Source organism: Pseudomonas sp. GW823-FHT05G12, assembly GCF_058795575.1.
The window spans coordinates 1,343,199-1,367,500 of record NZ_CM179501.1; the positions used below are offsets into that span (position 1 = coordinate 1,343,199).

Sequence of the window (24,302 nt, forward strand, 5' to 3'; positions counted from 1 at the left end):
TTAGCCGCCCCGACTGGCAGGATAAAAGCGCCCGGCGATCAGTTGTCGCGCGCACCACCGTAGTAACCGCAGCCGCGCAGGGTCTGGCCGTCGATGCGCAGTTCGGCGCGCAAGTGGCGTACGGCGCCGGTGGCGCTGTCGACGCAGCGTTGCGGGGCGACCCACAGTTCCACGTGCTGGCCGTTGGCTTCGCTGGTCAGGGTCAGGCCGCCGCCGGGCACTTCTTCTTCGAGGAATGGCAGGGGCAGCGGGTCTTTGCCGATGCGGTTAAGCACCATGCCCTTGCCGCTGGCCTTGATGTCCCAGTCCGGTTCATGGCCATTGGCGCGCAGGGTCAGCTGCTTGAAGTTGGGGTCGTCGCAAGCGCGGGTGGAGGGCTCCAGGCGGTACAGGCGGCTGACTTCCAGCTGGCCGTCGTTGTCGGCCTGCTTGGCGCCAGTGAGGCGACCGCGCACGTCGGCGAACAACTTGGCGTTGGCGTCCTTGGCCAGGTTGGCGGACTCCTGCAGGATGCCGGTGCCGGCGACGTCGTTGATCACGAAGCGGCGTGCTTCGCTGCAGGGCTTGAACAACAGGCGGCCGCCGTTGGCGCTCAGTTCGCCCTGCATGCGCGTGGTGCCGATGTTCGGGTCACGGGGCTGCTCGGCCAGTAACTGGCAGCCAGCGAACAGGGGCAGCAGGGCACTGAGCAGCAGGGTAGGGGTGAGACGCATGAGCGGGCTCCGGGGAATCTTTGCCAAAGAGCTGGCCACGATACACGTCCTGCGGGTAGAAAAAAGGGCCCGAAGGCCCTTTTTCATTCAACCCCCGAGGTAGGCATCGCGTACCTTCGGGTCGGTCAGCAGTGCCTCACCGGTGCCCTGCATCACCACCCGACCGTTCTCCAGCACGTACGCCCGGTCAGCGATCTTCAACGCCTGGTTGGCGTTCTGCTCCACCAGGAACACCGTCACGCCATCGCGGCGCAGCTGTTCGATGATGTCGAAGATCTGCTGGATGATGATCGGCGCCAGGCCCAGCGAAGGCTCGTCGAGCAGCAGCAGCTTGGGCTTGCTCATCAGCGCCCGGCCGATGGCCAGCATCTGCTGCTCGCCACCGGACATGGTGCCGCCGCGCTGGATGTAACGCTCTTTCAGGCGCGGGAACAGTTGCAGGACCTTGTCCAGTTGTTCCTGATAGTCGCCCTTGTCGGTGAAGAAACCGCCCATGGCCAGGTTTTCCTCGACGGTCAGGCGAGCGAACACGCGACGGCCTTCCGGCACTACCGCGATGCTTTTGCGCATGATGTGCGAGGACGGCTGGCCGACCAGCTCTTCACCCATGTACTTGATGCTGCCGCTGTGCGCCTGCGGCGAACCGCACAGGGTCATCAGCAAGGTCGACTTGCCGGCACCGTTGGCGCCGATCAGGGTGACGATCTCGCCCTGGTTGATCTCCACGTTGACGCTGTGCAGCGCCTGGATCTTGCCGTAGAAAGTGGAAACGTTTTCAAACTTCAGCATTTACGCTTCCCCCAGGTAGGCTTTGATCACGTCAGGGTTGTCGCGGATCTCCTCCGGCGTGCCATGGGCCAGGGGGGTACCCTGGTTGATCACCACGATATGGTCGGAAATGCTCATCACCAGCTTCATGTCGTGCTCGATCAGCAGCACGGTGACGTTGTGCGACTCACGCAGGTAGGCGATCAGAGCCTTGAGGTCTTCGGTTTCCTTCGGGTTCAGGCCGGCTGCCGGTTCATCGAGCATGATGATGCGTGGCTGGGTCATCATGCAGCGGGCGATTTCCAGGCGGCGTTGCTGCCCGTAGGCGAGGGTGCCGGCGGTACGGTTGGCGAACTCGGTCAGGTTGACCTTCTCCAGCCAGTACTGCGCACGCTCCAAGGCTTCCTTCTCGCTGCGGCGGAAACTCGGGGTCTTGAACAGGCCGGCGAAGAAGTTGGTGTTGAGGTGGCGGTGCTGGGCAATCAGCAGGTTTTCCAGCGCGGTCATTTCCTTGAACAGGCGCACGTTCTGGAAGGTCCGCACCACGCCCTTGCGGGCGATCTGGTGTCCGGCCAGGCCCTGGATCGGCTGGCCATCGAGCAGGATGGTGCCGTCGCTGGGCTTGTAGAAGCCGGTCAGGCAGTTGAACACGGTGGTCTTGCCGGCGCCGTTCGGGCCGATCAGCGCCACTACCTGTTTCTCCTTGACGGTCAGGCCCACGCCGTTGACCGCCAACAAGCCGCCAAAGCGCATGCTCAGGCCGCTGACTTGCAGAATTTCGCGGCTCATCGGGGCAGCTCCATCTGTGGACGTTGCATAGGCAGCAGGCCTTGCGGACGCCAGATCATCATCAACACCATCAGCGCACCGAACATCAGCATGCGGTATTCGCTGAACTCACGCATCAGCTCAGGCAGCAGGATCATCACGATGGCCGCGAGAATCACGCCCAGTTGTGAGCCCATGCCACCCAGCACGACGATGGCGAGGATGATCGCCGACTCGATGAAGGTGAACGACTCCGGCGTCACCAGACCTTGGCGCGCGGCGAAGAAGCTGCCGGCGAAACCGGCGAAGCAGGCACCCAGGGTGAATGCCGAGAGCTTGATCACGGTCGGGTTCAGGCCCAGAGCACGGCAGGCGATCTCGTCTTCACGCAGGGCTTCCCAGGCACGGCCGATCGGCATGCGCAGCAGGCGGTTGATCACGAACAACGCCAGCAGGGCCAGCAGCAGGGCCACCAGGTACAGGAAGATGACCTTGTTGATCGAGTTGTATTGCAGCCCGAAGAACTCGTGGAAGGTCTGCATGCCCTCGGCCGCACGGCGTTCGAAGGTCAGGCCGAAGAACTCCGGCTTGGGGATGTTGCTGATGCCGTTGGGGCCGCCGGTCCAATCGGTGAGGTTACGCAGGAACAGGCGGATGATCTCACCGAAACCGAGGGTCACGATCGCCAGGTAGTCACCACGCAGGCGCAGCACCGGGAAGCCGAGCAGGAAGCCGAACGTGGCAGCCATCAGGCCGGCAATCGGCAGGCACACCCAGAAGCTCCAGCCCAGGTAATGCGAGAGCATGGCGTAGCTGTAGGCACCGACGGCATAGAAGCCCACGTAGCCGAGGTCGAGCAGGCCCGCCAGGCCGACCACGATGTTCAGGCCCAGGCCCAGCAACACGTAGATCAGGATCAGCGTGGCGATGTCGACCGCACCGCGAGAGCCAAAGAACGGCCATACCAGTGCCACCACGATCAACCCGATGATGACATAGCGCTGGGTCTTGGGCAGGGTGAGGTAGTTGCTGACTGCCGGGGGGATCAGCTTGCGATCCGATCGGCGGCCCATCACCGAACTCCACTGCTTGTCGAACAGCACGCGCAGGAACATCAGCACCGAACAGACGGCGATGATGCTGATGGTGAACGAGCCCTGACTGTGCACGACCAGGCTGATGCCGTCGATGCTCAGTTTCAGGCCCAGTACCGGGAAGGCCACGGCCCAGACCAGCAAGGCGCTGAAGAACGCCTGTTTGAGATTTCTGTTCATACTTTTTCAACCTCCGGGCGGCCCAGGATGCCGGTCGGCCGGAATAGCAGGACAAGAACCAACAAGCCGAATGCCACCACGTCCTTGTACTGGTCGCCGAAGATATCGGCACCGAACGCTTCGGCCACGCCCAGCACCAGCCCACCGAGCATGGCGCCCGGGATGCTGCCGATGCCACCCAGTACCGCCGCGGTGAAAGCCTTCAGGCCCACCAGGAAACCGGCGTTGGGGTTGATCACCCCGTACTGCATGCTCAGCAGCACGGCCGCCACGGCAGCCAGGGCGGCACCGATGACGAAGGTGAGGGCGATGATGTTGTTGGTGTTGATGCCCAGCAGGTTGGCCATCTTGATGTCCTCGGCGCAGGCACGGCAGGCGCGGCCCAGGCGGGAACGAGAGATGAACAGGGTGAGCAGGGTCATGGCCACCAGGGTGACGACGAACACCAGGATTTGCATGTAGCTGATCAGTACTTCTTCAGCACCGCCTGGCCCGAAGGAGAAACTCCCGGGGATCAGGTTGGGGATGGACTTGTCCTTGGAGTCCTGCGAAAGCAAGACCGTGTTCTGCAGGAAGATCGACATGCCGATGGCAGAAATCAGCGGGATCAGACGGTTGCTGTTGCGCAGGGGGCGGTAGGCAACCCGTTCGATGCTGTAGCCATAGGCACTGGTGACGAAGATCGTCGCGACGAAGGCGACGGTCATCAGGATCGGCAGCGAATGGATACCCATCATAGCCAGGCCCGCGAGGGCGATGAAGGCCACGTAGGAACCGATCATGTACACCTCGCCGTGGGCGAAGTTGATCATGCCAATGATGCCGTACACCATCGTGTAGCCGATGGCGATCAAGGCATAGGTGCTGCCGATGGTCAATCCATTAACCAGTTGTTGGAAGAAATGGTAGATCTCAGGCATTACAGCGCTCCTAAAAACCTGATTTGCATTTCACTGGCAGGGGTACGGCCAGGAAACCGCGGGTGACGGTTTTAAGATTTTCAGGTGAGCCGGCCCCCGGATCGCGGGGATCGGGCCCATGAACCTCATAAAACGAAGCCCACTGCTCGCACAGTGGGCTCGTAGGTCAGCTATTAGTCACGCAGTTACTGAGGGGAGACTTCGGTCTTCGGCTTGCCGAAGTGCCATTCGTAGACCACGAACTTGAAGTCTTTCAGGTCGCCTTTGTCGTCGAACGACAGGTCGCCGGTCGGGGTCTTGAAGGTGCCTTCGTGGATGGCCTTGGCCACCTTGTCGGTATCATCGGAACCGGCTTTCTTGATGCCCTGAGCGATCAGCTCGACAGCCGAGTAGGCAGGGAATACGAACGGGCCACTTGGGTCCTTGCCGTCAGCCTTGATGGCGTCGACGATCTTCTTGTTCGCCGGGTCTGCGTCGAACGACTTCGGCAGGGTAACCAGCAGGCCTTCGGAGGCGTTCTGGGCGATCTGCGAAATGGAGTCGTTACCCACGCCTTCCGGACCCATGAACTTGGCTTTCAGGCCTTTTTCCTGAGCCTGGCGCAGGATCAGGCCCAGCTCTGGGTGGTAGCCGCCGTAGTAGACGAAGTCGACGTTGTTCTGCTTGAGCTTCTGGATGATCGAGGAGAAGTCCTTGTCACCCGCGTTCAGGCCTTCGAACACGGCAACCTTGGTGCCTTTGCTTTCCAGGGTTTGCTTGACGGCGGTGGCGATGCCTTCACCGTACTGCTGCTTGTCGTGCAGGACGGCAACGACCTTCGGCTTGACGTGGTCGGCGATGTAGTTGCCGGCAGCCGGGCCCTGGGCGCTGTCCAGGCCGATGGTGCGGAAGATCAGCTTGTAGCCACGGGCGGTGATTTCCGGCGAGGTGGCGGCCGGGGTGATCATGATCACGCCTTCGTCCTCGTAGATGTCGGACGCTGGCTGGGTGGAGCTGGAGCACAGGTGGCCGACCACGAACTTGACGCCGTCGTTGACCACTTTGTTGGCGACTGCCACGGCCTGTTTAGGGTCGCAGGCGTCGTCGTATTCCTTGGCTTCGAGCATCTTGCCATCCACGCCGCCCGCGGCGTTGATATCCTTGATGGCTTGCTTGGCGCCGATGAACTGCATGTCGCCGTACTGGGTCACGGGACCCGTCTTGGGACCGGCGATGCCGATCTTGATGGTATCGGCGGCAAACGAATGGCTGGCTACCCCGGCCAGTACCATTGCGGCGAACAGCTTGGAAATCTTGATCATAGTGCTCCACTCATTCTGTTGTAATTCTTATAGTCCTGGCGGCCAGGGCTACAGACCGGGCGGGATTTGCGGCGTGGCCATGCCAACGCGCTAGCCCACCTTCCCCCGGAACATGTCCCGGAACTGTACCGGTACAGTGTAGAGCGCTGTTCGAGCGCTTGAAAAGCGGTCGAAAAGTGCGTCTTTCCTGCGTTGTCGCTTGATCGACAGAAAGATACAGAAAGGCGCCATCAAACTGCCTGCATCTGCGACCCCGTCCCACAACTTCGGGGCCAATCGACCAAATTACATATTTGAAACCGGGTTTTTCTGCAAAAATGCCGGCCTTTTTATTGACCGATTTTTTGCGGATACCACCCATGACTGATCAAACAAGCACCCTCTATGCCAAATTGCTTGGCGAGACGGCAATCATCGAGTGGAAAGCGCTGGAGCGTTTTTGGGCCAAGGGTGACCTGATTTGGGTCGACCCCAGCCTTGACCTGATCGCCGTTGCCGAGGCGATGGCCGAGAATCGCAGCGAGATCTTCGCCAAGTGGCGTAGTGATGGCACTGTTGGGCCGGTGTCGGCCGAGCAGGCATTGGACCTGCAAAGCCGCGACCCAGAGATCTGGGCGGTGGTGGTTTCACCGTTCATCGTGATTCAGGTGAAGGGCCAGGAAGAGGCGTGATCTTTTTTAGTGCGCAAAAATACGCATCAGCGCCGTTTTGGTGCTTGAAAGCAATCAAGACGGGTAGAGGGAAGTAACAATTCGGCGTGGCGGTAACAGTTTACGGGATGCGTAATGTGGCCATCGTTCTGCCAGGCGCCACCGGGACCGCCGCCAGCCTGGGAAATGTTCGAATCAGTCAGGAGTTTATCGATGAGCACTGCACTACCTTCGCTTGGATTCGCCGGCATCGGCCTGATGGGCCTGCCCATGTGCCGCCGCCTGCTGGCAGCGGGTTATCCGCTGACGGTATGGAACCGCAGCCCGGACAAGTGCGTTGCACTTGTCGCTGCTGGCGCGCGCCTGGCCAGCAGCCCGGCCGAATTGTGCCGTGACAGCGACATGTTGCTACTGTGCCTGGCCGACACGGCGGTGGTGCGTGAAGTGGTGTTCGGCGAGCAGGGCATTGCCCAGGGCGGGCGCAGCGGCCAGTTGCTGATCGATTTCTCCAGCCTGGAACCCACCGCCACCCGTGAAATGGCTGCCGAACTGGCAGCACTGTGCGGCATGGCCTGGCTGGATGCACCGGTATCTGGCGGTACGCCCGGTGCCGAGGCGGGCACGCTGGCGATCATGGTTGGTGGTGAAGCGGCCGATCTGCAGCGTGCACGCCCGGTGCTGCAGGTGCTTGGTCAGCGCGTGACGCATATGGGCGCGGTAGGCGCGGGCCAGGTGACCAAGGCTTGCAACCAGATGATCGTAGCGTGCAATGCCCTGGTAATTGCAGAAGTGGTGGCACTGGCCGAACAGTCGGGCGTGGACGCGACGCTGATCGCTGAAGCGCTGGCGGGGGGCTTTGCCGATTCCAAGCCATTGCAGATTCTTGCACCGCAAATGGCCGAGAGCCGCTTCGAGCCAATCAAGTGGCACGTACGCACGCTGCTCAAGGACCTCGATGGCGCGGTCAAGTTTTCCCGCGAGCAAGGCTCTGCGACGCCGCTCAGTGGCCTTGCCGCGCAACTGATGCGCTTGCACGGTAGCCAGGGTTACCTGCAAAAAGATCCGGCGACCCTGGTAGAGCTGTACCGCAACAAGGTGTGATCCGGCCGTTCTGGCGCTGCAACCGCTCCAGCAGTGGGCGCAACTCGGCCAGCGGTACGGGGCGCCCCAACAGGTAGCCCTGCAGGTAGTCGCAGCCATGGCTTTCGAGGAACGCCTGCTGTTCGGCGGTTTCCACGCCCTCGCTGACTACCCGCAGGTGCAGGGTATGCGCCATGGCGATGATCGCCTGGACAATTTCCCGGTCTTTCTGGCTGCCCGGTACATCCTGCAGGAAGGTGCGGTCGATCTTCAGCACATCCAGCGGCAGGCGCTTGAGGTAAGCCAGTGACGAGTAGCCGGTACCAAAATCATCGATCGAAAGTGCCACCCCCAATGCCCTGACGCGTTTGAGCAGGCTGACCGTGCGCTGGATATCGCCCACCAGGGCGTTCTCGGTCACCTCCAGCTCCAGGTGGCGCGGCGCAAGGGCGGCGTGGAACAGCGCCTTTTCTACTTCCTTAGGCAGTTCGTCGTGGCTGAGGGTGACTGCCGAGCAATTGACCGTGACCTGGACCTCGCCGTAGCCGTGGCGCTGCAAGTGGGCCAGGTCGGCACAGGCATGGCGCAGCACCCACAGGTCAAGGTCGATGATCAGGCCGTTGGCTTCGGCAATGCCGACAAAACGGTCGGGCCCGAGCAGGCCGTGTTGAGGATGCTGCCAGCGTACCAGCGCTTCCAGTTTGGCCATTTGCCCGCTGCGCAGGTCGAAGATCGGCTGGTAGTGCACACACAGCCCGCGCTCTTCGAGCAGCGCCAGGCGCAGCTCTTCTTCCAGTTGCAAGGCGATCGACGCGCGAGCCTTCAGGCTGTCATTGAAGAAATTCAGGCTGTTGCGCCCGTTGTCCTTGGATTGGTAGAGGGCCAGGTCGGCATGCTTGAGCAGCTCTTCGGCTGTGCTGCCATCGTCCGGGAAGATACTTATACCAATGCTGGTGGTCATGACCATGCGCCGCCCGCCCAGGTCGATGGGTTCTTTCATCCGTTGCATGATGCGCTGGGCCAGGTGGCGGGCTTCGTCGCGGCTGTTCAGGCTGGTGACCACACAGAACTCGTCGCCACCAAAGCGCGCAACCAGGTCGTGGTTGCGGGTAGCGGCCTTGATGTGGTTGGCGATCACCTTGAGCAGCTCGTCACCGGCATCGTGGCCAAGGCTGTCGTTGATACGCTTGAAATGGTCGATGTCGAGGAACATGACGGCCAGGCGGTTTTCGCTGGCCTGATGTTCGACCAGGCGCTCGGCGAATACCTGGTTGAATCCACGGCGGTTGAGCAGGTTGGTCAGGGCATCATAGTGCGCCGCCTGCTGCAGCGAAGCGCGGGCCTGGTCCAGTTGGCTGAGCAGTACGCTGACCCGGCGCAGGTCGTGCTCCTTGCTTTGCAGCTTCTTGTCGGCCAGTGCGGCGCTGATGCTGGCGCCACTGATCAGCAGGGTGATGAAGCCGATGCCCAGTCCCAGTTGCAGGCTGTTGTCGCCCGAGGGCAGGCGCAGTGCGGTATCGGCAGGGATGACCAAGGTCATGGCCGACATCGCGGTGAAATGAGTGGCGACGATGCCGCCGGCCATCAGCAGGCTGGCGCCGTACTTCATGGCCTGGTACAGGGTGCCGCTGCCATTGCGCAAGTAGCGGGCCAGGTACAGCGCGGTCAGGGCGGTGAGCAGGGCAATGGCGGCAGAGGCAAGTAGCAAGCCGGTTTGGTAGTACTGGCGGGCACCCGTTTCCATCGCGGCCATGCCGACAAAATGCATGAGGATGATGCCCAGGCCGATCAGCCCTGCGCTCGGCACGAAATGGTGCGCGCGCATGTTGCTGCGTTCGAGGCTGTGCATGGCCAACCAGGCCACGCCCAGTGCGATGAGCAGTGAAAGAATGGTCAGGGATACGTCGTAGTGCACGTCCACCGGGGCCCGAAAGGCCAGCATGCTGATGAAGTGCATGGCCCATATGCCGCCGGCCAGGCAGCAGGCTCCAAGCATGTTCCATTGCCGGTGGGCGGTGGGGTCGTCGCTGTGGGACTGACGCTCGGCCATGTCGAGCGTGGCGAAACAGGCTGCGCAAGCAACGAAATAGGCGAGCAGAACCAAGAGCGGTTCATGACGGCAGTCGATGACGATGCGCCCGGTTGCGGGAAGATCGGCGAACAGTTGCAGCCCCAGCCATTCCATGGAATGCCTCTTGATCGAGTTTTCACTCGTCTGCGCTACAACCCTGTGCAGACTGTCCATAGGCAGTATAGGAAGGAGTACTTAAGCCTTCCTGACTAATGGCACAATGATTTCTACGATTTGGTTATAACTCCAATCGCAGTGAGGAATAAATTTGGGGGACCTAATGCCTTCCTGTGGGAGCGGGCGAGCCCGCGAAGCATCCACAGCGGTGGATGCCACCGGCTTCGCCGGTGTTCGCGGGCGTGCCCGCTCCCACAAGGGGCGCGGGGCCTGCGTTAGCCAGCCACCAGCACGCGAATGGCTTCCAGGCGCAGGGCGGCCTTCTCCAGCATTGCCAGGCCATCTTCGCGCCGCTTGCGCAGGGCGTCGATTTCGCTGTCACGCACACTTGGGTTGACCGCTTGCAATGCCACCAGGCGCGCCAGCTCTTCGTCGGCCTCGGCTGTCAGGCGGCGCTGGGCTTCGGCCACGCGCTCGTTGTGGGCCGGCAGGATCTTCTCCTCGCCGCCACTGATACGCTTGGCCAGCACATCGCGCTGGGCCTGGACGAACTTGTTGGCGCTGGCGCGCGGTACACTCTCGAGCTGGTCGTTGAGGGTTTCGAAAGCAACGCGTGACGCCAGGTCGTTGCCATTGGCGTCGAGCAGGCAGCGCAGTGCCGCCGGCGGCAGGTAGCGGCCCAGTTGCAGGCTACGGGGTGCCACCACCTCGCTGACGAACAGCAGTTCAAGCAGGACAGTGCCTGGTTTGAGCGCTTTGTTCTTGATCAACGCCACGGCGGTGTTGCCCATCGAGCCTGACAGCACCAGATCCATGCCGCCCTGAACCATCGGGTGCTCCCAGGTGAGGAACTGCATGTCCTCGCGTGACAGCGCCTGGCCACGGTCGTAGGTGATGGTCACGCCTTCATCGTCGCCCAGCGGGAAGCTGGCATCGAGCATCTTCTCGCTCGGCTTGAGGATCAGTGCGTTCTCGGAATGGTCTTCGCTGTCGATGCCGAAGGCGTCGAACAGGGTTTCCATGTAGATCGGCAGGGCGAACTGGTCGTCCTGTTCCAGAATGGCCTCGACCAGCGCCTGACCTTCGCCGGCGCCGCCGGAATTGAGTTCCAGCAGGCGGTCACGGCCAGTGTGCAGTTCGGCTTCCAGGCGTTCGCGTTCGCTGCGGGCGTCGGCCACCAGGGTATCCCAGGCCTTGTTTTCGCCGCCTTCGAGCAGCGGCAGCAGGCGTGGGCCGAACTGGTGCTGCAGGGCATTGCCGGTGGGGCAGGTGTTGAGGAAGGCGTTGAGGCCTTCGTGGTACCACTGGAACAGGCGCTCTTGCGGGCTTTCCTGCAGGTACGGGATGTGCAGCTGGATAGTGTGCTTCTGGCCGATCCGGTCAAGGCGGCCGATGCGCTGTTCGAGCAGGTCGGGGTGCGCCGGCAGGTCGAACATCACCAGGTGATGAGCGAACTGGAAGTTGCGGCCTTCGCTGCCGATTTCCGAGCAGATCAGCACCTGGGCGCCAAACTCTTCATCGGCAAAGTAGGCAGCGGCACGGTCGCGCTCGAGGATGCTCATGCCTTCATGGAACACCGAGGCCGGGATGCCGGAGCGCACGCGCAGGGCGTCTTCCAGGTCCATGGCGGTTTCGGCGTGGGCGCAGATCACCAGCACTTTGGTGCGCTTGAGCATCTTCAGGGTGTCGATCAGCCAGTCGACGCGTGGGTCGAAACGCCACCAGCGCTCGTCATCGGCCACTTCACCCTGGGCCTGGAAGGCAACTTCCGGGTACAGCTCGGCGTGCTCGCCGGCTGGCAGGTCGCGGTATTGCTCGGGCGTGGGCAGCGGGTAGGGGTGCAACTGGCGCTCGGGGAAGCCCTGGATCGCCGCACGGGTGTTACGGAACAGCACGCGGCCGGTGCCGTGGCGATCCAGCAGCTCGCGAATCAGCCGCGCGCTGGCCTGGGTATCGCCGTCGCTGACTGCCGCCAGCAGGGCTTCGCCTTCGGCACCCAGGAAGCCCAGGATGGTGGCGTGGGCCTTGGGCGAGAGGCGGCCTTCGTCGAGCAGTTCCTGCACCGCCTCGGCCACCGGGCGGTAGTGCTCGCTCTCGGCGCGGAAAGCGGCCAGGTCATGAAAACGGTTGGGGTCGAGCAGGCGCAGGCGGGCGAAGTGGCTGTCCTGGCCAAGCTGCTCGGGGGTGGCGGTCAGCAACAGTACGCCCGGGATCACTTGGGCCAGTTGCTCGACCAGGCCGTATTCGGCGCTGACCTGGTCTTCGTGCCAGACCAGGTGGTGGGCTTCGTCGACGACCATCAGGTCCCAGCCAGCGGCAAACAGCGCGTCCTGGGCCTTTTCGTCATCGACCAGCCACTCCAGGGCAACCAACGCCAGTTGGGCATCCTCGAACGGGTTGCTGGCGTCGCTTTCGATGAAGCGCTCGGCGTCGAACAGCGCCACTTGCAGATTGAAGCGCCGGCGCATTTCCACCAGCCACTGGTGCTGGAGGTTTTCCGGCACCAGGATCAGTACGCGGCTGGCGCGACCCGACAGCAGCTGGCGGTGGATGACCAGGCCGGCTTCGATGGTTTTGCCCAGGCCCACTTCGTCGGCCAGCAGAACGCGCGGGGCGCTGCGGTCGGCGACTTCGCGGGCAATGTGCAGTTGGTGGGCGATGGGCTGTGCGCGGCAGCCGCCCAACCCCCACAGTGCCGACTGCATCTGCTTGCTGGTGTGCTGCAGGGTGTTGTAGCGCAGGCTGAACCACGACAGTGGGTCTATCTGCCCGGCGAACAGGCGGTCGCTGGCCAGGCGGAACTGAATGAAGTTCGACAACTGGGTTTCAGGCAGGGTGCGAGGCTGGTTCTGCCCGTCCAGGCCGTGGTAGACCATCAGCCCGTCGATGTCCTCGACCTCGCGGACGGTCAGCTTCCAGCCCTCGAAGTGGGTGATCTGGTCACCTGGCGAGAAGCGCACGCGGGTCAGCGGCGCATTGCGCAGGGAATACTGGCGGGTGTCGCCAGTGGCCGGGTAGAGCACGGTCAACAGGCGGCCATCCTGCGCCAGGATGGTACCCAGGCCGAGCTCTGCTTCGCTGTCGCTGATCCAGCGTTGCCCCGGTTGATACTGCTGCGCCATACTGCCTGAACTCCCGCGATGAAAAAGCCGATTATGTTAACGGATCGGCCGGTCAGACCAAAGTGCCGATAGCACCGAAAGGTATCGAAAGGCACAGTCTAGTCGTTTCATCGCCCTGCACAGCGCCGCCGACGAGGGCCCCGGATCAACATGTCTGCCAAGCACCGCTGGATCAGCGCTTCGATGGCCGTGGGCAGCCTGGTGCTGCTGAGCGCCTGCGAGCAGAAAAACTTTGAGACATTGCCCCCCATTCCGATGGAGCAGCTTGAGGTACTGGGCGTGCAGACGCCGATAAAGAGCGTGCACTTTCGTGACGGTGACGGCGAAGGGCTGTTGGTCCTGAGCCGCAGCGATGGCCAGGCCAGCGACCTGGAAAGCGAACAGGAAGTGGACAAGGTGGTGCTCAAGGCCACCTTGTACGGGCGCACGGCCGAGAGCGACGCCTTCAAGGCGCGTTGGCAGGTCGAGCAGGAAACGACCTGCCCGGGGCTGGACCTGGACGTGGACTTCTATAATGACGTCAGTGACGTCAGCGACCTGAACAAGAATGGGGTGGCCGAGATAACGGTGGCCAGCCATGCATTCTGCGGCGGCGGTATCGACCCGCATGACATCGCCATCGAGATGCGTGAAGGGCAGGCCAGTTACACCATTACCGGCCAGTCGCTGATCACCCCGGCGGGCGAGGAACCGATCGGCGGTGAGCGCGAGGACAGCGCTTCGCTGAAAGCCGCGCCGCAGGTATTGCGCGATCATATGGATGCGGTTTGGCAGCAGGTGTACAAGCGGCCCTGGAGCGAGGCCAGCCCGCCAGTCGACGACGAGCCGGGTGACGAAGCCGAGTAAATGTTGTCCATGACATCAAGGTAAAGCTGCGCCTGCCGATACAGGGGGCATAGGAGAACGTCCATGCTGCCGCCGATCATTCCGCTCAGTGCCGCCCCGGTCACCTCGCAACAGGACCCGGTCAAGCCAACCCCCGACGTCAAGCCGGTGGTGCCGACGCAGCCTGCGTCCGGCGAAAGTGCTATTGACCTCAAGCGCCAGCGCGACCCGCAGGAGCAGGTATTGTTGCTGCGCGATGAACAGCGCCGCCAGCAGCAACGCCGGAACAAGGGCGAGCAGGAACGCTACGAGGCCGTGCCGGGTGACGAGGTCAATGCCGACAACACCGTGCCGGTAGCGCCATTGATGGGCGAGCATGTACGCCAAGGACTGCTGGTGGACATCGAAGTCTGATACGGGGCTGGTCAGCGCCTGCGCCTGGCTTCATCATGCAATTCTCTGTTGATCGTCGAGCCCACCCCATGAGCCAAGACAACCTCATCGATTTCGATGCCGAACGTGCCAAGCGCGTCCACGACCTCAAGGAAAAGCGGCTGAACGAAATGCGCAATGCTTTCGAGCAGGCCCTGCCATTGAGTACCAGCAAGAAAAAGAAGCCCAAGGGCAAGCCTAAGAAGCGTTGAAACTTGACGCAGGTCAACCCTGCGCCCCCCTCGCGTGCCCGGCCTCGGGCACCATTGACACTGATCAATTTTCCCCGCCGCCACATTGGTTAACGTGTACCCATCGGACAACGGCAAACGAATGGGGAGGCCAGCATGTTCTTCGACAACGTGGTTATCGCCGGTGTGGTAACGGTCGGGCTGATGGTCGCCTTCTTTGCCGGTCTGGGCATTTTCATCTGGAAGGACTCGAACAAGCGCAAGCCGCGCTGACCTTCCGGGTACACGAGCACGCAAGGCATTTAGGGCGACTTCGGTCGCCCATTTTTTTTGCCTGCATTTTTTATTGTCTGAGCTGTCCCTTTCAATGCAGGCCAATCGAATATACATGATTAGCTAGCTAATTAATCGTTTCCGCTTTATCCTGCTCATCATTGTCTATCTTTTCAGCAAGACTTTTCCCCGCAAGGTCCGCCTCGTGCCCATCACCTTTCAGGCCCTGTTCGCGCCCAGCAGCCTCGCCCTCAAGTTTGCCATCAAGACCCTGCTCGGGGGCGGCCTGGCGTTGTGGCTGGCGATGCGCTGGGGGCTGGAGCAACCCTCCTGGGCATTGATGACTGCTTTCATCGTCGCCCAGCCGCTATCGGGCATGGTGGTGCAGAAAGGCTTGGCGCGGTTGGCCGGCACGTTGGTCGGCACAGTCATGTCGGTGCTGTTCATCGGCCTGTTCGCCCAGACCCCCGGCCTGTTTCTGCTTACCTTGGCGCTTTGGCTGGCGCTGTGTACCGCAGCGTCCACCCAGTTGCGCAGCGCCTGGGCCTATGCCTTCGTGCTGGCCGGCTACACCGCAGCGATCATTGCCTTGCCGGCCATTGACCACCCCCTGCAAGTATTCGACCAGGCCGTGGCTCGCTGTACCGAGATCTGCCTGGGTATTTTCTGTGCAACAGCCAGCAGTGCCTTGCTCTGGCCCATGCGGGTCGAGCAGCAACTGGGCGGGCAGGCGCGGCAGGCCTGGCAGAACGGCCTGCAGGCCGCCAGCGCCATGCTGGGCGGAGAGGACGAGGCGCGCAAAGGCCTGCTGGAAAGCCTGGGGCGCATCGTTGCCATCGACAGCCAACGTGAACATGCCTGGTTCGAGGGCAATCGCGGGCGCCAACGTGCCCGTGCCATTCGTGGCCTTAGCCAGAAACTGATGGTGCTGTTGCGTATTTCCCGTTCGGTGCGCCGCCAGTGGCGGCAACTGGATGAGGGTGAGGTCGAGCATCTGACGCCCTGGTTGCAGGAAGTGCGCACGCTGCTGGCTCAACCCGATCAGCCCAGCCTGCTGTTGTTGCGTCAGCGAATCTGGGATGCCGCCCACGATGAGCAAATCAGTTCAGCGGAGCACTTCTGCCTGGCGCGCATGGCCCTGCTATTGGACTATGCCATGGCCGCCAGCCAGGCACTTGAGGATGTGGAGGCGGGCAGGGCGCCCAAGGACGTGTCCCAGGGGCTGGCCGCGCACCGAGACTGGTCGCTGGCCTTGCTGTTCGGCTCGCGCAGCGCGCTGGCCTTCCTGGTAATGAGTGGTTTCTGGCTGGCCACGGCCTGGCCTTCGGCCCCCGGTGGCCTGGTGCTGACCTGCGTGGTCTGCAGCCTGTTCGCCAGTCGCGAGAACGGCGCACAGATCGGCCTGAGTTTCCTGCGCGGGATATTCCTGGCGATACCGGCGGCGTTTGTGGTCGGGCAGATCATGCTGCCGCAATGGAGCAGCTTCGCCATGCTCTGCCTGGGCATGGGCGTGCCACTGTTTCTTGGTGCACTGGGCATGGCCCATCCGCGTACCGGGGCTACGGCCACTTCCTATTGCCTGCACTTCATTGTGCTGGTGTCGCCGCTCAACGCCATGCAGTTCGGCGTGGCGACCATGCTGAACAGTGCCCTGGCCATGCTGGTGGGGGTGTCGGCAGCGGTCATGGCCTTTCGCTTACTGGTGTTCCGCCATCCGGCCTGGCTGGGCCGGCGCTTGCGAGCTGCCACGCAGAGCGACCTGGTGCGCCTGACTCGGCGCGACCTGCGCGGGGCTGACAGCTGGTTTGGCGGGCGCATGGCCGACCGGCTGATGCAACTGGCGCGGCATGCCAGTGAATTACCGGAAGGCGAACGCAAACGCTGGGATGACGGCCTGCACGGGCTGGATATCGGCGACGAACTGGTGCACCTGCGCATGTGCCTGGCGGTCGCCCAGGCCCCTTTGGGGCGGGCCGAGCGCGAGTACCTGCAACACGTGGAGGCAGTGCTGGCCAAAGGGCCTGCTGCCGGGCGTGGGCAGCTGCTGGATGCTGCCAGTGAGCAGTTCATTGCAGCCTTGCGTCGGCTGCCAGCCAGCGACCCGCTTCGCCTGGCCGAGGGGGCAGTACTGCAATTGCAGAAAAGCTGGGGCAAATGGTGCCGCTGGCAGGAGGACACCCATGGGTTTGCGTGAGTGGGAAGTGGGCGGTGTGCTGCTCAGCCCGTTTTTGCTTTATGTGTTGTTGGCGCTGCTGCTCACCGGCCTGCTGCGCCTGGTGGTGCATGCCACACCGTTGGGGCGCTGGATCTGGCATGAAGCGCTGTTCGACGCAGCGCTGTTCGTCTGTGTGTTGTTCCTGGTGGTACGCCTGTCTGGGACTTTATAAAGGAGTGTTTCGATGCGTGCGGCCGTACGTATTCTGGTGACCCTGTGTGTGGTGGCCCTGGCCGTGTTGGCCGGCTACCAGCTGTGGCAGTACTACATGCTCACCCCATGGACGCGCGATGCCCGTGTGCGCGCCGATGTGGTGGTGATCGCACCTGATGTGTCTGGCTGGGTTCGTGAACTCAAGGTCCATGACAACCAGCAGGTCAAGGCTGGCGACCTGTTGATGAGCATTGACCGCGAGCGCTTCCAGGCCGCGTTCGATCAGGCCAGCGCGGTGACCGAGACCCGCGCCCAGCAACTGCGCTTGCGCGAGCGTGAAGCAGCCCGGCGTACTGCTTTGGGGCCAGAGGCGATCAGTGCCGAGTTGCGTGAAAACGCCCAGATCAATGCCGCCATCGCGCGTGGCGAGCTGCATGAAGCCGAGGCGCAGTTGCAGGTGGCCAGGATCAACCTGGCGCGCAGTGAAGTGCGGGCCCCGCGCAGCGGGCATATCACCAATCTGCGTCTGGCCGAGGGCAATTATGTGAACACCGGGGAGTCGGTGATGGCGCTGGTGGATGATTCGACGTTCTACATCCAGGCCTATTTCGAGGAAACCAAGTTGCCGCGCATTCGCGTTGGGGACACTGTGAAAGTGTGGCTGATGGGCACGGGTGAACCGATGCAGGGGCACGTGGAGAGCATCAGCCGCGGCATCACCGATCGCAACAGCAACCCGGACAGCCAGTTGCTGCCGGAGGTAGAGCCGACTTTCAACTGGGTGCGACTGGCCCAGCGCATACCGGTGAGGATTCGCCTGGATCAGGTGCCGGAAGGGCTGACCTTGAGTGCGGGGATGACGGCGAGTGTGCAAGTGCACGAGGACCGCGACCCGCAGTGATGGTGCTGCCTCAATAGACAGATATGTAATGTTCGAAGCGGTACAGCCGGGTCGGGTGGTGAAGGCAGTCCAGCTCCAGTACGCCGACGACGTCGGGCAAACACGAAATAACTTGGCGAGCGGCCCGCCAGTTGCGTTAGGCTGCCGTTGTGAGTTGCCCGACAGAGGCAACCCTTTTCCCGCCTGGCGTGCGTATCTTCCGATTTCATTGCGAGGTTACGTCATGGCCATCACTTCCCAGGATATCTGCAACGCCGCCGATCAGCTAAAGGGCTTTGTCGGCTTTCACGGCAAGCGCGGTGTTCATATCGTGCGTTTCTCCGAGGACGCGTTCGGCATGGACGTGGCCGACGCCAGTATCACCCCCTGCAGCGAGTTTGTCTGGCGGCCCGAGCAAGGGCAGCGCATGGCGTTGTGCCGCGAACGGCTGTCGCTTTTGCTGGATCAGCATGTGGATGACCGCTTGAACATTGGTGAACCGCTGCGCGCCTACCTTCGCCGCTGTGATCTGCCCGAAATCGTGGCGCAGCGCAGCCTGCAGCAGCGCACCCAGTCTGTTTAGGAGCAAGGCCGGGTCTACAAAGGCTGTGCAGTGTTTTGGGAGGGTTGGTGCAACAACGCCGCCAACCCGGCGCTGTCCAGGGGCTTGCTCAGGTAATAGCCTTGCACTTCATGGCAGCGGTCCTTTTCCAGCGCCTTGAGTTGATGTTCGCTTTCCACGCCTTCGGCTGTCACTGTCAGCCCCATCGCTTCGCCCAGGTTGATGATGGCCTGGACCACAGCGCGGTCGCTGCCGCCGTTGTTGTTCAGGCCGCTGATGAAGCGCTTGTCGATCTTGATGCTGTCGAACGGGTAGGTACGCAGGTAGCCCAACGACGAATAGCCGGTGCCGAAATCATCCATGTTCAGGCGCACCCCTAGCTCCTTGAGCGACAGCATGGTGCCTAATGCGCCTTCGATATCGTTGAGCATCACGTTCTCGGTAATTTCCAGTTCCAGGCGTTGGGCGGGGAAGGCCGTGTCGAGCAAAGTTTCGCGCACGTCCGCTACCACATCGCTGCGCAAGAACTGGGCAGGCGACAGGTTGACCGAAACCAGCACGTCGGCCGGCCAGTCATGGGCAGTGCGGCAAGCTTCGCGAAGCACCCAGCGGCCCAGCGCAACAATGATGTCGCTCTGCTCGGCCAACGGGATGAAGGTGTCCGGCCCCAGCAACCCTTCCTGAGGATGCCGCCAGCGCACCAAGGCCTCGACCGCGACGATACGCAGGTCGTCGAGGCGGTAGCGCGGCTGGTAATGCAGCTCGAACTCCTCATTGCGCAGGGCCCGGCGCAGGTCGTTCTCCAGCTGGCGGCGGTACTGGATCTGCTGGTTCATTTCGGCAACGAAGTAGCGCCATGTGTTCTTTCCATCGGCTTGGCCTGGTACAGGGCGATGTCGGCGCAGCGGATCAGCTCACCTGCATCGAAGCCCTGGTTGCGCGTCTGGGCAACGCCAATACTGGCACCAATGTGCAGCGGCTGGTTTTCGAAGACGATGGGTTGCTGCAGCAGGCCGATCAGGCGCGCACAGAAGCGGTCGATCTCGCTGCTATTGTCCATGCCGCTGAGTACCAGGATGAACTCGTCGCCGCCCAGGCGCGCGACCAGGTCGCCATCGCGGGTGGTGTCGCGCAGGCGCGTTGCCACTTCTTGCAGCACGGCATCTCCGGCAGCATGACCGAGCGAGTCGTTGATCGGCTTGAAGTTGTCCAGGTCCAGCAGCAACAAGGTCAGCGGCGGCGAGTCACTGCCGCGCAACAAGGCCTGCTCCAGGTGCCGGGCGAGCTTGTTGCGGTTGGCCAGCCCGGTCAGTGGGTCGTGCAGCGAAAGGTGCTGGATGCGCGCATGGGCGTCGACTTCGTCGGTGATATCGCTGGCGGTACCCCGAAAACCGATGGCCTTGCCATCGCGCCAGATAGCGCGGGCGGATATCCGGCAGTAGCGGTTCTGGCCATTCTGGTCGCGGTAAGTGCAGCGCAGGTTGGCCAATTGCTGTGGCTCGGCCGTAGTCAGGGCGTCCAGCCAGGGTGACAGCGGCGTGGTATCGCAGGCCAGCAACTGGTTGAGCGGGTGGCCCAGCCAGCCGTCTACCGGGTAGCCGGTGACGTTGGCGAAGCGCTGCGACAGGTAGGTCAGGCGTTGTTGCCGGTCGGTTTCCCAGATCCAGTCGGATGCCGACTCGGCCACCGCCCGGAAGCGCTGCTCGCTGGCCTCCAGGGCCTGGTTGCTTTGTTGCAGATGCACGAGCGTGAGGCCGATTGCCCGGGAGCTGCGCAAGGCATGGCGGAACAGGTACAGCATCACCAGCCCAAGTATCAGTAGTGCACACAACAGTGCGGGCAACACTGCCCACAGCATCTGCTGCCCCGGCAGCGGGCTGTTCCAGGTCAGATGGTAGCCGGTGTCGCCCAGGTCGATGCGCAGGTGGTTGTGATCCTGCATATCCTCCTTTTCCACGTGCATGCCGGTCAGGCCGGCGCCTTTACCCAACTGCGCCAGTTTGCTTTCGGTGAGCTGGTCAATGAACAGCATGACCGGCGCCTGGCTCACCTCGCTGTCGGTAACCTCCCGGTCCGGGCGCACGGCTGCTGCACTGAGTGCGGCCGGCCAGCCATTGAACAGCACGAAACGGGTGACCTGCTCGCGTGAAATCGCCGCCGCGCGGGCCTGTTCGATGATCGGCTGCAGTGGTGTGTCTATATAGCTGTCAGCGCCTGCCTGGCTGGGCTGGCCTTTGAACAAGGCATAGGTGGTGCGGTCGTTTTCCACTACGAACACCCCTTCGTAGCCGCTGGCGCTGTACAGCGACTCGCCTACGTTCTTTTCCTCGTAGGCCCATTGCCAGTCGGCTTGGCCCGACAGGTGCTCGAAGGCTGCATCCCATACGGCATAGCTGGACAGAAACTGGCGCGAGGCGAGCAGCCGTTGTTCCAGCGCCTGGGTCGCATGGAAGGCGCTACGCTCGCGCTCCTGTTGGTCGAGCGTGCGGGCGATATTGAACAGAGCGCCGAGAATGACCAGGCAAGCCAGGCCGAACACTGCGCTGAAACCGGCAATGAGGTGGCGTACCTGAAAGCGCGGTGTGGGGCTAGCGGGTGAAAGCTTGGCGGTCCTGGCCATGCGCGAGCGACTCCTTCAGGCAACCTCCCGCCAGGCAGTCAGGAAGGAGGTTCAATCAGGATAGGCCAGCCTGAGCGCGGCAGCTTCACCGCGGGCAAAATTGACCTGATCGCGGCCAGCGTGCTTGGCGATGTACAGCGCCTTGTCCGCCTGTTCGAGCCAGTGCTCGGGGGACTCCAGGCTGGCCTGGAAGGGCGACAGGCCGATACTCAGGCTGATGCGCAGGTGCGGTAACTGTGGGTTGCGGTAGCTGGAAACCCGCTCGCGCAGACGCTCCATGGCTTGGCAGGCCTGGGCTTCGCTGGTTTCGGGCATGATCACGCAGAACTCGTCGCCGCCGTAACGCCCGGCCTGGTCGCCCTCGCGCAAACTGCGCCGCAGCTCAGCACTGAGCTGGCGCAGTACACAGTCGCCGACCACATGGCCAAAGGTGTCGTTGATGGTCTTGAAGTGATCAATGTCGATCAGGGCAATCACCGCGTGCCCCTGTTGCTGCTTGCACGCCTGGAACTTGAGCTGCAGCAGGTCCTTCCAGGCGCCGTGGTTGAACAGCCCGGTCAGGCTGTCGGTCAGGCTCAGGGCGCTCAGCCGGCGCTTGTGGTCGCCCAGCTTGATCGCAAGCTGGTAGCACACCCAGCCCAAGGCCAGCGGGTACAGCGCCAGCATTGGCAGGCACGCATAGACCTGCAGGGGCGTGGCGGTCAATTGCAAGCCAGGGCCGAGCAGCAGGATGGCGGCGAGCATGCCAGCCAGTTGCGCCAGCACCCCGCGAAAGACCATGCGCTTGCCGCCGGCGGCGACGTTGTTCATCGTCATCATCGCCAGCACGGTCACGCTGGGCAGCGGGTTGAAGTGCATGGCGGCGGTCCAGAACCCACCCATCAGGGAGTCCAGCAGGAGGTTGCGTTGTTCCGCCTGGTAAGGCGTTGTCGAGCGGGCAGCCCACAGGTAGGCCACGTGCGGCCACAGTAGACCATTGAACAGTACCAGCAGCCATGCCCAGGAGGGGGGTGACAGCGGCGCAATGGCCGCCATGACAGTGAACAGGCCGATTCCCAGGCCAATGACCCGCGGCAGGTAGATGCGCTTGACGAATGAAAGTCCTTTGCCGTTGCGGTTATCCATAGTGCTCACAGTTTTCTGTCGGTGTACCGTTCATCGCATAACACGCATGAATATTGTTGAACAGTGTGTCATCGGCGAGAAATGACCTTGCAAGCCAATTCACGGTTGATTCGATCACGGTGGGGCAGTTGATAACCAGGCTCAGGTACTACTGAGCACTCGCAGGCGGGGGCGGGGCAACCTGGACTCACCGCATGACGGGCAAACTGATGGGGAGCCCCTGGCCTGTGAGTGAGCAGGACCAGGGGCATGAACTCACCGTAGCGGCACGCTGAGTGTCATTTGTGCTCATGTCTGCTGCGCGCGGACTGGGGCTGGTCGTCGTTCAGAAGCCGCGAGGGTGGTTTGCCACTGTCACTGCGCACTTGTGCATGGCTGATCAAGGCGAAGATGAAACTGCCACCGATGATGTTGCCCGCCAGCGTCGGCAGTGCAAATTCCAGCCAGAAGCGGCTCCAGGTTTCGTCGCCAGCCCACACCAGGTAGGACACTTCGACTGACCCCACTACTATATGAGTGAAATCGCCAAGGGCCATCAGGTAGGTGATCATCAGAATGATCCAGATCTTGGCGTGCTCCATTGAAGGGATCATCCAGACCATGGTGGCAATCATCCAGCCTGAGACTATGCCCTTGGCGAACATCTGGCTGATGTCGTTCTTCATTACCTTGCGACCGACCTCCAGGAATGCCACATCGGTCTTGCTGTCGAATATCGGCAGTTCCAGCATCACCCAGGCCACCAGCAGGGTACCTGCCAGGTTGCCAAGCAACACCACGCCCCAGAGGCGTAGCAGGCGTCCGAAGTTGGCCAGCGTAGGGGCGGTCATGACGGGCAGCACCGCGGTGAGCGTATTCTCGGTGAACAGTTGCTGGCGGGCCAGGATCACGGCAAGAAAGCCCGCACTGTAGCCGATGCTGGCAACCACCTGGGCACCATCGCCTTCCGGCAGGCGGGCGTAGAAGAGGCCCATGGCCATCAACGACAGCCCCATGGACAGGCCGGCGGCAAGTGCCGACCACCACAACGCGGCAAGTGTACGTTCCAGCTCCTGGTCGCCCTGGTAGCGAATGATTTCGTGCAGCACTGCCGCCCGTGGCGGTTGGCTGTGGCTGACCTCCTGCTCTTCATCTGCAGAGAGGCCGGGGGTTTTCTCGCTTTGCCCATTGCTCATGGCCGCTACGCTCCGTGGTGTGTTTCTTTACAGATCCACGGCGCTTTCATTAGTTGCCGGTTAGCGGCAAAACGGTGTTGGAAAAGTTTTTCAGAACAAGGTGTTGACTCTGATTTCAAAGCGCGTATTATTCGCCTCCTCGCAGCGATGAACGCTTCGGGGCAAGCGGTAAGTTGTTGAAGTTGTTAGCTTTCGAAAGAAAGCGGTAGTAAAAAACTTCAAAATAAACGCTTGACAGACTCTGAGGAAAGCGTAGAATGCGCGCCTCGGTTGAGACGAAAAGCTCTTAACCAAACGCTCTTTAACAAATCGAATCAAGCAATTCGTGTGGGTGCTTGTGAGTACGGACTGATAGTCAAAAAGATTATCAGCATCACAAGTGACCATGCGAGAAATCACATAGTCATTTGAGATTGCTGAGCCAAGTTTAGGGTTTCTTAAAAACCCAAGCAGTATTGAACTGAAGAGTTTGATCATGGCTCAGATTGAACGCTGGCGGCAGGCCTAACACATGCAAGTCGAGCGGATGACGGGAGCTTGCTCCTTGATTCAGCGGCGGACGGGTGAGTAATGCCTAGGAATCTGCCTGGTAGTGGGGGACAACGTTTCGAAAGGAACGCTAATACCGCATACGTCCTACGGGAGAAAGCAGGGGACCTTCGGGCCTTGCGCTATCAGATGAGCCTAGGTCGGATTAGCTAGTTGGTGGGGTAATGGCTCACCAAGGCGACGATCCGTAACTGGTCTGAGAGGATGATCAGTCACACTGGAACTGAGACACGGTCCAGACTCCTACGGGAGGCAGCAGTGGGGAATATTGGACAATGGGCGAAAGCCTGATCCAGCCATGCCGCGTGTGTGAAGAAGGTCTTCGGATTGTAAAGCACTTTAAGTTGGGAGGAAGGGCAGTAAGCTAATACCTTGCTGTTTTGACGTTACCGACAGAATAAGCACCGGCTAACTCTGTGCCAGCAGCCGCGGTAATACAGAGGGTGCAAGCGTTAATCGGAATTACTGGGCGTAAAGCGCGCGTAGGTGGTTTGTTAAGTTGGATGTGAAAGCCCCGG

Annotated in this window: 20 protein-coding genes, 1 rRNA gene and 1 pseudogene (1 of these 22 only partly in view); 11 read left to right on the plus strand and 11 right to left on the minus strand. The window is 61.9% G+C overall.

Features of this window, described 5'->3' with window-relative positions; translation table 11 throughout:
* Positions 1–38: 38 nt before the first annotated feature.
* From AC3RCM_RS06130 to AC3RCM_RS06155, 6 genes are all read right to left on the minus strand, one after another.
* The gene (locus AC3RCM_RS06130; RefSeq protein ID WP_014589946.1) at positions 39–713 is read right to left on the minus strand and encodes a COG3650 family protein; all 675 of its coding nucleotides are present in this window, start codon (positions 711–713) and stop codon (positions 39–41) included.
* Between the two features lie 87 nt (positions 714–800).
* Positions 801–1,502 (minus strand): ABC transporter ATP-binding protein, encoded by a 702-nt coding sequence (locus tag AC3RCM_RS06135; protein WP_064492947.1) that lies wholly within the window; start codon positions 1,500–1,502, stop codon positions 801–803.
* Positions 1,503–2,270 (minus strand): high-affinity branched-chain amino acid ABC transporter ATP-binding protein LivG, encoded by a 768-nt coding sequence (livG, locus tag AC3RCM_RS06140; RefSeq protein WP_047605048.1) that lies wholly within the window; start codon positions 2,268–2,270, stop codon positions 1,503–1,505. It abuts the gene before it with no gap.
* Positions 2,267–3,523 carry a high-affinity branched-chain amino acid ABC transporter permease LivM gene (locus AC3RCM_RS06145; protein ID WP_020192375.1) on the minus strand — a complete coding sequence of 419 codons (1,257 nt, stop codon included), beginning with the start codon at positions 3,521–3,523 and terminating at the stop codon, positions 2,267–2,269. Before AC3RCM_RS06145 ends, livG begins: the two co-directional genes overlap by 4 nt.
* Complete coding sequence (gene livH / locus AC3RCM_RS06150; protein ID WP_008097482.1) at positions 3,520–4,443, minus strand: high-affinity branched-chain amino acid ABC transporter permease LivH; 924 nt, start codon at positions 4,441–4,443, stop codon at positions 3,520–3,522. Before livH ends, AC3RCM_RS06145 begins: the two co-directional genes overlap by 4 nt.
* A gap of 185 nt (positions 4,444–4,628) precedes the next feature.
* Positions 4,629–5,744, minus strand: a complete 1,116-nt coding sequence (locus AC3RCM_RS06155) for a branched-chain amino acid ABC transporter substrate-binding protein (protein WP_014755540.1) — start codon at positions 5,742–5,744, stop codon at positions 4,629–4,631.
* 359 nt (positions 5,745–6,103) lie between these two features.
* Here AC3RCM_RS06155 and AC3RCM_RS06160 point away from each other — a divergent pair, with 359 nt between their 5' ends.
* Together AC3RCM_RS06160 and AC3RCM_RS06165 are read left to right on the plus strand one after the other, a co-directional pair.
* A complete protein-coding gene (locus AC3RCM_RS06160) occupies positions 6,104–6,415 on the plus strand; it encodes a DUF2288 domain-containing protein (protein WP_012051427.1) in 312 nt (103 codons plus the stop codon).
* A gap of 192 nt (positions 6,416–6,607) precedes the next feature.
* Positions 6,608–7,495, plus strand: a complete 888-nt coding sequence (locus tag AC3RCM_RS06165; RefSeq protein WP_492629432.1) for an NAD(P)-dependent oxidoreductase — start codon at positions 6,608–6,610, stop codon at positions 7,493–7,495.
* On the opposite strand, the gene AC3RCM_RS06170 is transcribed toward AC3RCM_RS06165, so the two are convergent.
* Entirely contained in the window at positions 7,395–9,659 is a 2,265-nt protein-coding gene (locus tag AC3RCM_RS06170; RefSeq protein WP_336088529.1) for a putative bifunctional diguanylate cyclase/phosphodiesterase, read from the minus strand. The genes AC3RCM_RS06165 and AC3RCM_RS06170 overlap by 101 nt on opposite strands.
* 278 nt (positions 9,660–9,937) lie before the next feature.
* Entirely contained in the window at positions 9,938–12,784 is a 2,847-nt protein-coding gene (gene rapA, locus AC3RCM_RS06175; RefSeq protein WP_104886595.1) for an RNA polymerase-associated protein RapA, read from the minus strand.
* Between the two features lie 150 nt (positions 12,785–12,934).
* Between rapA and AC3RCM_RS06180 the strand changes: the two genes are divergently transcribed.
* From AC3RCM_RS06180 to AC3RCM_RS06215, 8 genes are all read left to right on the plus strand, one after another.
* On the plus strand, positions 12,935–13,630 hold the full coding sequence (locus AC3RCM_RS06180) for a M949_RS01915 family surface polysaccharide biosynthesis protein (protein ID WP_064492943.1): 696 nt from the start codon (positions 12,935–12,937) through the stop codon (positions 13,628–13,630).
* Positions 13,631–13,693: 63 nt separating this feature from the next.
* The gene (locus AC3RCM_RS06185) at positions 13,694–14,023 is read left to right on the plus strand and encodes a hypothetical protein (RefSeq protein ID WP_010952305.1); all 330 of its coding nucleotides are present in this window, start codon (positions 13,694–13,696) and stop codon (positions 14,021–14,023) included.
* A 68-nt stretch (positions 14,024–14,091) separates the two neighbouring features.
* Positions 14,092–14,253 carry a hypothetical protein gene (locus AC3RCM_RS06190; RefSeq protein ID WP_003254864.1) on the plus strand — a complete coding sequence of 54 codons (162 nt, stop codon included), beginning with the start codon at positions 14,092–14,094 and terminating at the stop codon, positions 14,251–14,253.
* A gap of 135 nt (positions 14,254–14,388) precedes the next feature.
* The gene (gene ccoM, locus AC3RCM_RS06195) at positions 14,389–14,505 is read left to right on the plus strand and encodes a cytochrome c oxidase subunit CcoM (RefSeq protein ID WP_003254862.1); all 117 of its coding nucleotides are present in this window, start codon (positions 14,389–14,391) and stop codon (positions 14,503–14,505) included.
* A 205-nt stretch (positions 14,506–14,710) separates the two neighbouring features.
* Entirely contained in the window at positions 14,711–16,699 is a 1,989-nt protein-coding gene (locus AC3RCM_RS06200; protein WP_064492942.1) for an FUSC family protein, read from the plus strand.
* Positions 16,686–16,892 (plus strand): DUF1656 domain-containing protein, encoded by a 207-nt coding sequence (locus tag AC3RCM_RS06205; RefSeq protein WP_010952308.1) that lies wholly within the window; start codon positions 16,686–16,688, stop codon positions 16,890–16,892. Before AC3RCM_RS06200 ends, AC3RCM_RS06205 begins: the two co-directional genes overlap by 14 nt.
* Before the next feature lie 12 nt (positions 16,893–16,904).
* The gene (locus tag AC3RCM_RS06210; protein WP_003254857.1) at positions 16,905–17,774 is read left to right on the plus strand and encodes an efflux RND transporter periplasmic adaptor subunit; all 870 of its coding nucleotides are present in this window, start codon (positions 16,905–16,907) and stop codon (positions 17,772–17,774) included.
* A gap of 223 nt (positions 17,775–17,997) precedes the next feature.
* Positions 17,998–18,336, plus strand: a complete 339-nt coding sequence (locus AC3RCM_RS06215; protein WP_020191710.1) for a DUF2025 family protein — start codon at positions 17,998–18,000, stop codon at positions 18,334–18,336.
* A 14-nt stretch (positions 18,337–18,350) separates the two neighbouring features.
* On the opposite strand, the pseudogene AC3RCM_RS06220 reads toward AC3RCM_RS06215, so the two are convergent.
* The 3 genes and pseudogenes from AC3RCM_RS06220 to AC3RCM_RS06230 form a co-directional block, all read right to left on the minus strand.
* Positions 18,351–20,935 (minus strand): annotated as a pseudogene (locus tag AC3RCM_RS06220) (bifunctional diguanylate cyclase/phosphodiesterase).
* A 51-nt stretch (positions 20,936–20,986) separates the two neighbouring features.
* Positions 20,987–22,060, minus strand: coding sequence for a diguanylate cyclase (locus AC3RCM_RS06225; RefSeq protein WP_064492939.1), 1,074 nt, complete (start codon positions 22,058–22,060; stop codon positions 20,987–20,989).
* 278 nt (positions 22,061–22,338) lie between these two features.
* Positions 22,339–23,235, minus strand: a complete 897-nt coding sequence (locus AC3RCM_RS06230) for a formate/nitrite transporter family protein (protein ID WP_064492938.1) — start codon at positions 23,233–23,235, stop codon at positions 22,339–22,341.
* Positions 23,236–23,692: 457 nt separating this feature from the next.
* Between AC3RCM_RS06230 and AC3RCM_RS06235 the strand changes: the two genes are divergently transcribed.
* A 16S ribosomal RNA gene (locus AC3RCM_RS06235) occupies positions 23,693–24,302 on the plus strand (it continues 926 nt past the right edge of the window).

Excerpts from the sequence above, each read along its gene's own strand:
- AC3RCM_RS06160 (WP_012051427.1), top strand. The coding sequence starts at position 6,104 with ATGACTGATCAAACAAGCACCCTCTATGCCAAATTGCTTGGCGAGACG.
- rapA (WP_104886595.1), bottom strand. The coding sequence starts at position 12,784 with ATGGCGCAGCAGTATCAACCGGGGCAACGCTGGATCAGCGACAGCGAA.
- AC3RCM_RS06225 (WP_064492939.1), bottom strand. The coding sequence starts at position 22,060 with ATGGATAACCGCAACGGCAAAGGACTTTCATTCGTCAAGCGCATCTAC.
- AC3RCM_RS06185 (WP_010952305.1), top strand. The coding sequence starts at position 13,694 with ATGCTGCCGCCGATCATTCCGCTCAGTGCCGCCCCGGTCACCTCGCAA.
- AC3RCM_RS06215 (WP_020191710.1), top strand. The coding sequence starts at position 17,998 with ATGGCCATCACTTCCCAGGATATCTGCAACGCCGCCGATCAGCTAAAG.
- livH (WP_008097482.1), bottom strand. The coding sequence starts at position 4,443 with ATGCCTGAGATCTACCATTTCTTCCAACAACTGGTTAATGGATTGACC.
- livG (WP_047605048.1), bottom strand. The coding sequence starts at position 2,270 with ATGAGCCGCGAAATTCTGCAAGTCAGCGGCCTGAGCATGCGCTTTGGC.
- AC3RCM_RS06155 (WP_014755540.1), bottom strand. The coding sequence starts at position 5,744 with ATGATCAAGATTTCCAAGCTGTTCGCCGCAATGGTACTGGCCGGGGTA.
- AC3RCM_RS06170 (WP_336088529.1), bottom strand. The coding sequence starts at position 9,659 with ATGGAATGGCTGGGGCTGCAACTGTTCGCCGATCTTCCCGCAACCGGG.
- AC3RCM_RS06130 (WP_014589946.1), bottom strand. The coding sequence starts at position 713 with ATGCGTCTCACCCCTACCCTGCTGCTCAGTGCCCTGCTGCCCCTGTTC.
- ccoM (WP_003254862.1), top strand. The coding sequence starts at position 14,389 with ATGTTCTTCGACAACGTGGTTATCGCCGGTGTGGTAACGGTCGGGCTG.
- AC3RCM_RS06210 (WP_003254857.1), top strand. The coding sequence starts at position 16,905 with ATGCGTGCGGCCGTACGTATTCTGGTGACCCTGTGTGTGGTGGCCCTG.
- AC3RCM_RS06165 (WP_492629432.1), top strand. The coding sequence starts at position 6,608 with ATGAGCACTGCACTACCTTCGCTTGGATTCGCCGGCATCGGCCTGATG.
- AC3RCM_RS06145 (WP_020192375.1), bottom strand. The coding sequence starts at position 3,523 with ATGAACAGAAATCTCAAACAGGCGTTCTTCAGCGCCTTGCTGGTCTGG.
- AC3RCM_RS06230 (WP_064492938.1), bottom strand. The coding sequence starts at position 23,235 with ATGAGCAATGGGCAAAGCGAGAAAACCCCCGGCCTCTCTGCAGATGAA.
- AC3RCM_RS06205 (WP_010952308.1), top strand. The coding sequence starts at position 16,686 with ATGGGTTTGCGTGAGTGGGAAGTGGGCGGTGTGCTGCTCAGCCCGTTT.
- AC3RCM_RS06135 (WP_064492947.1), bottom strand. The coding sequence starts at position 1,502 with ATGCTGAAGTTTGAAAACGTTTCCACTTTCTACGGCAAGATCCAGGCG.
- AC3RCM_RS06190 (WP_003254864.1), top strand. The coding sequence starts at position 14,092 with ATGAGCCAAGACAACCTCATCGATTTCGATGCCGAACGTGCCAAGCGC.
- AC3RCM_RS06180 (WP_064492943.1), top strand. The coding sequence starts at position 12,935 with ATGTCTGCCAAGCACCGCTGGATCAGCGCTTCGATGGCCGTGGGCAGC.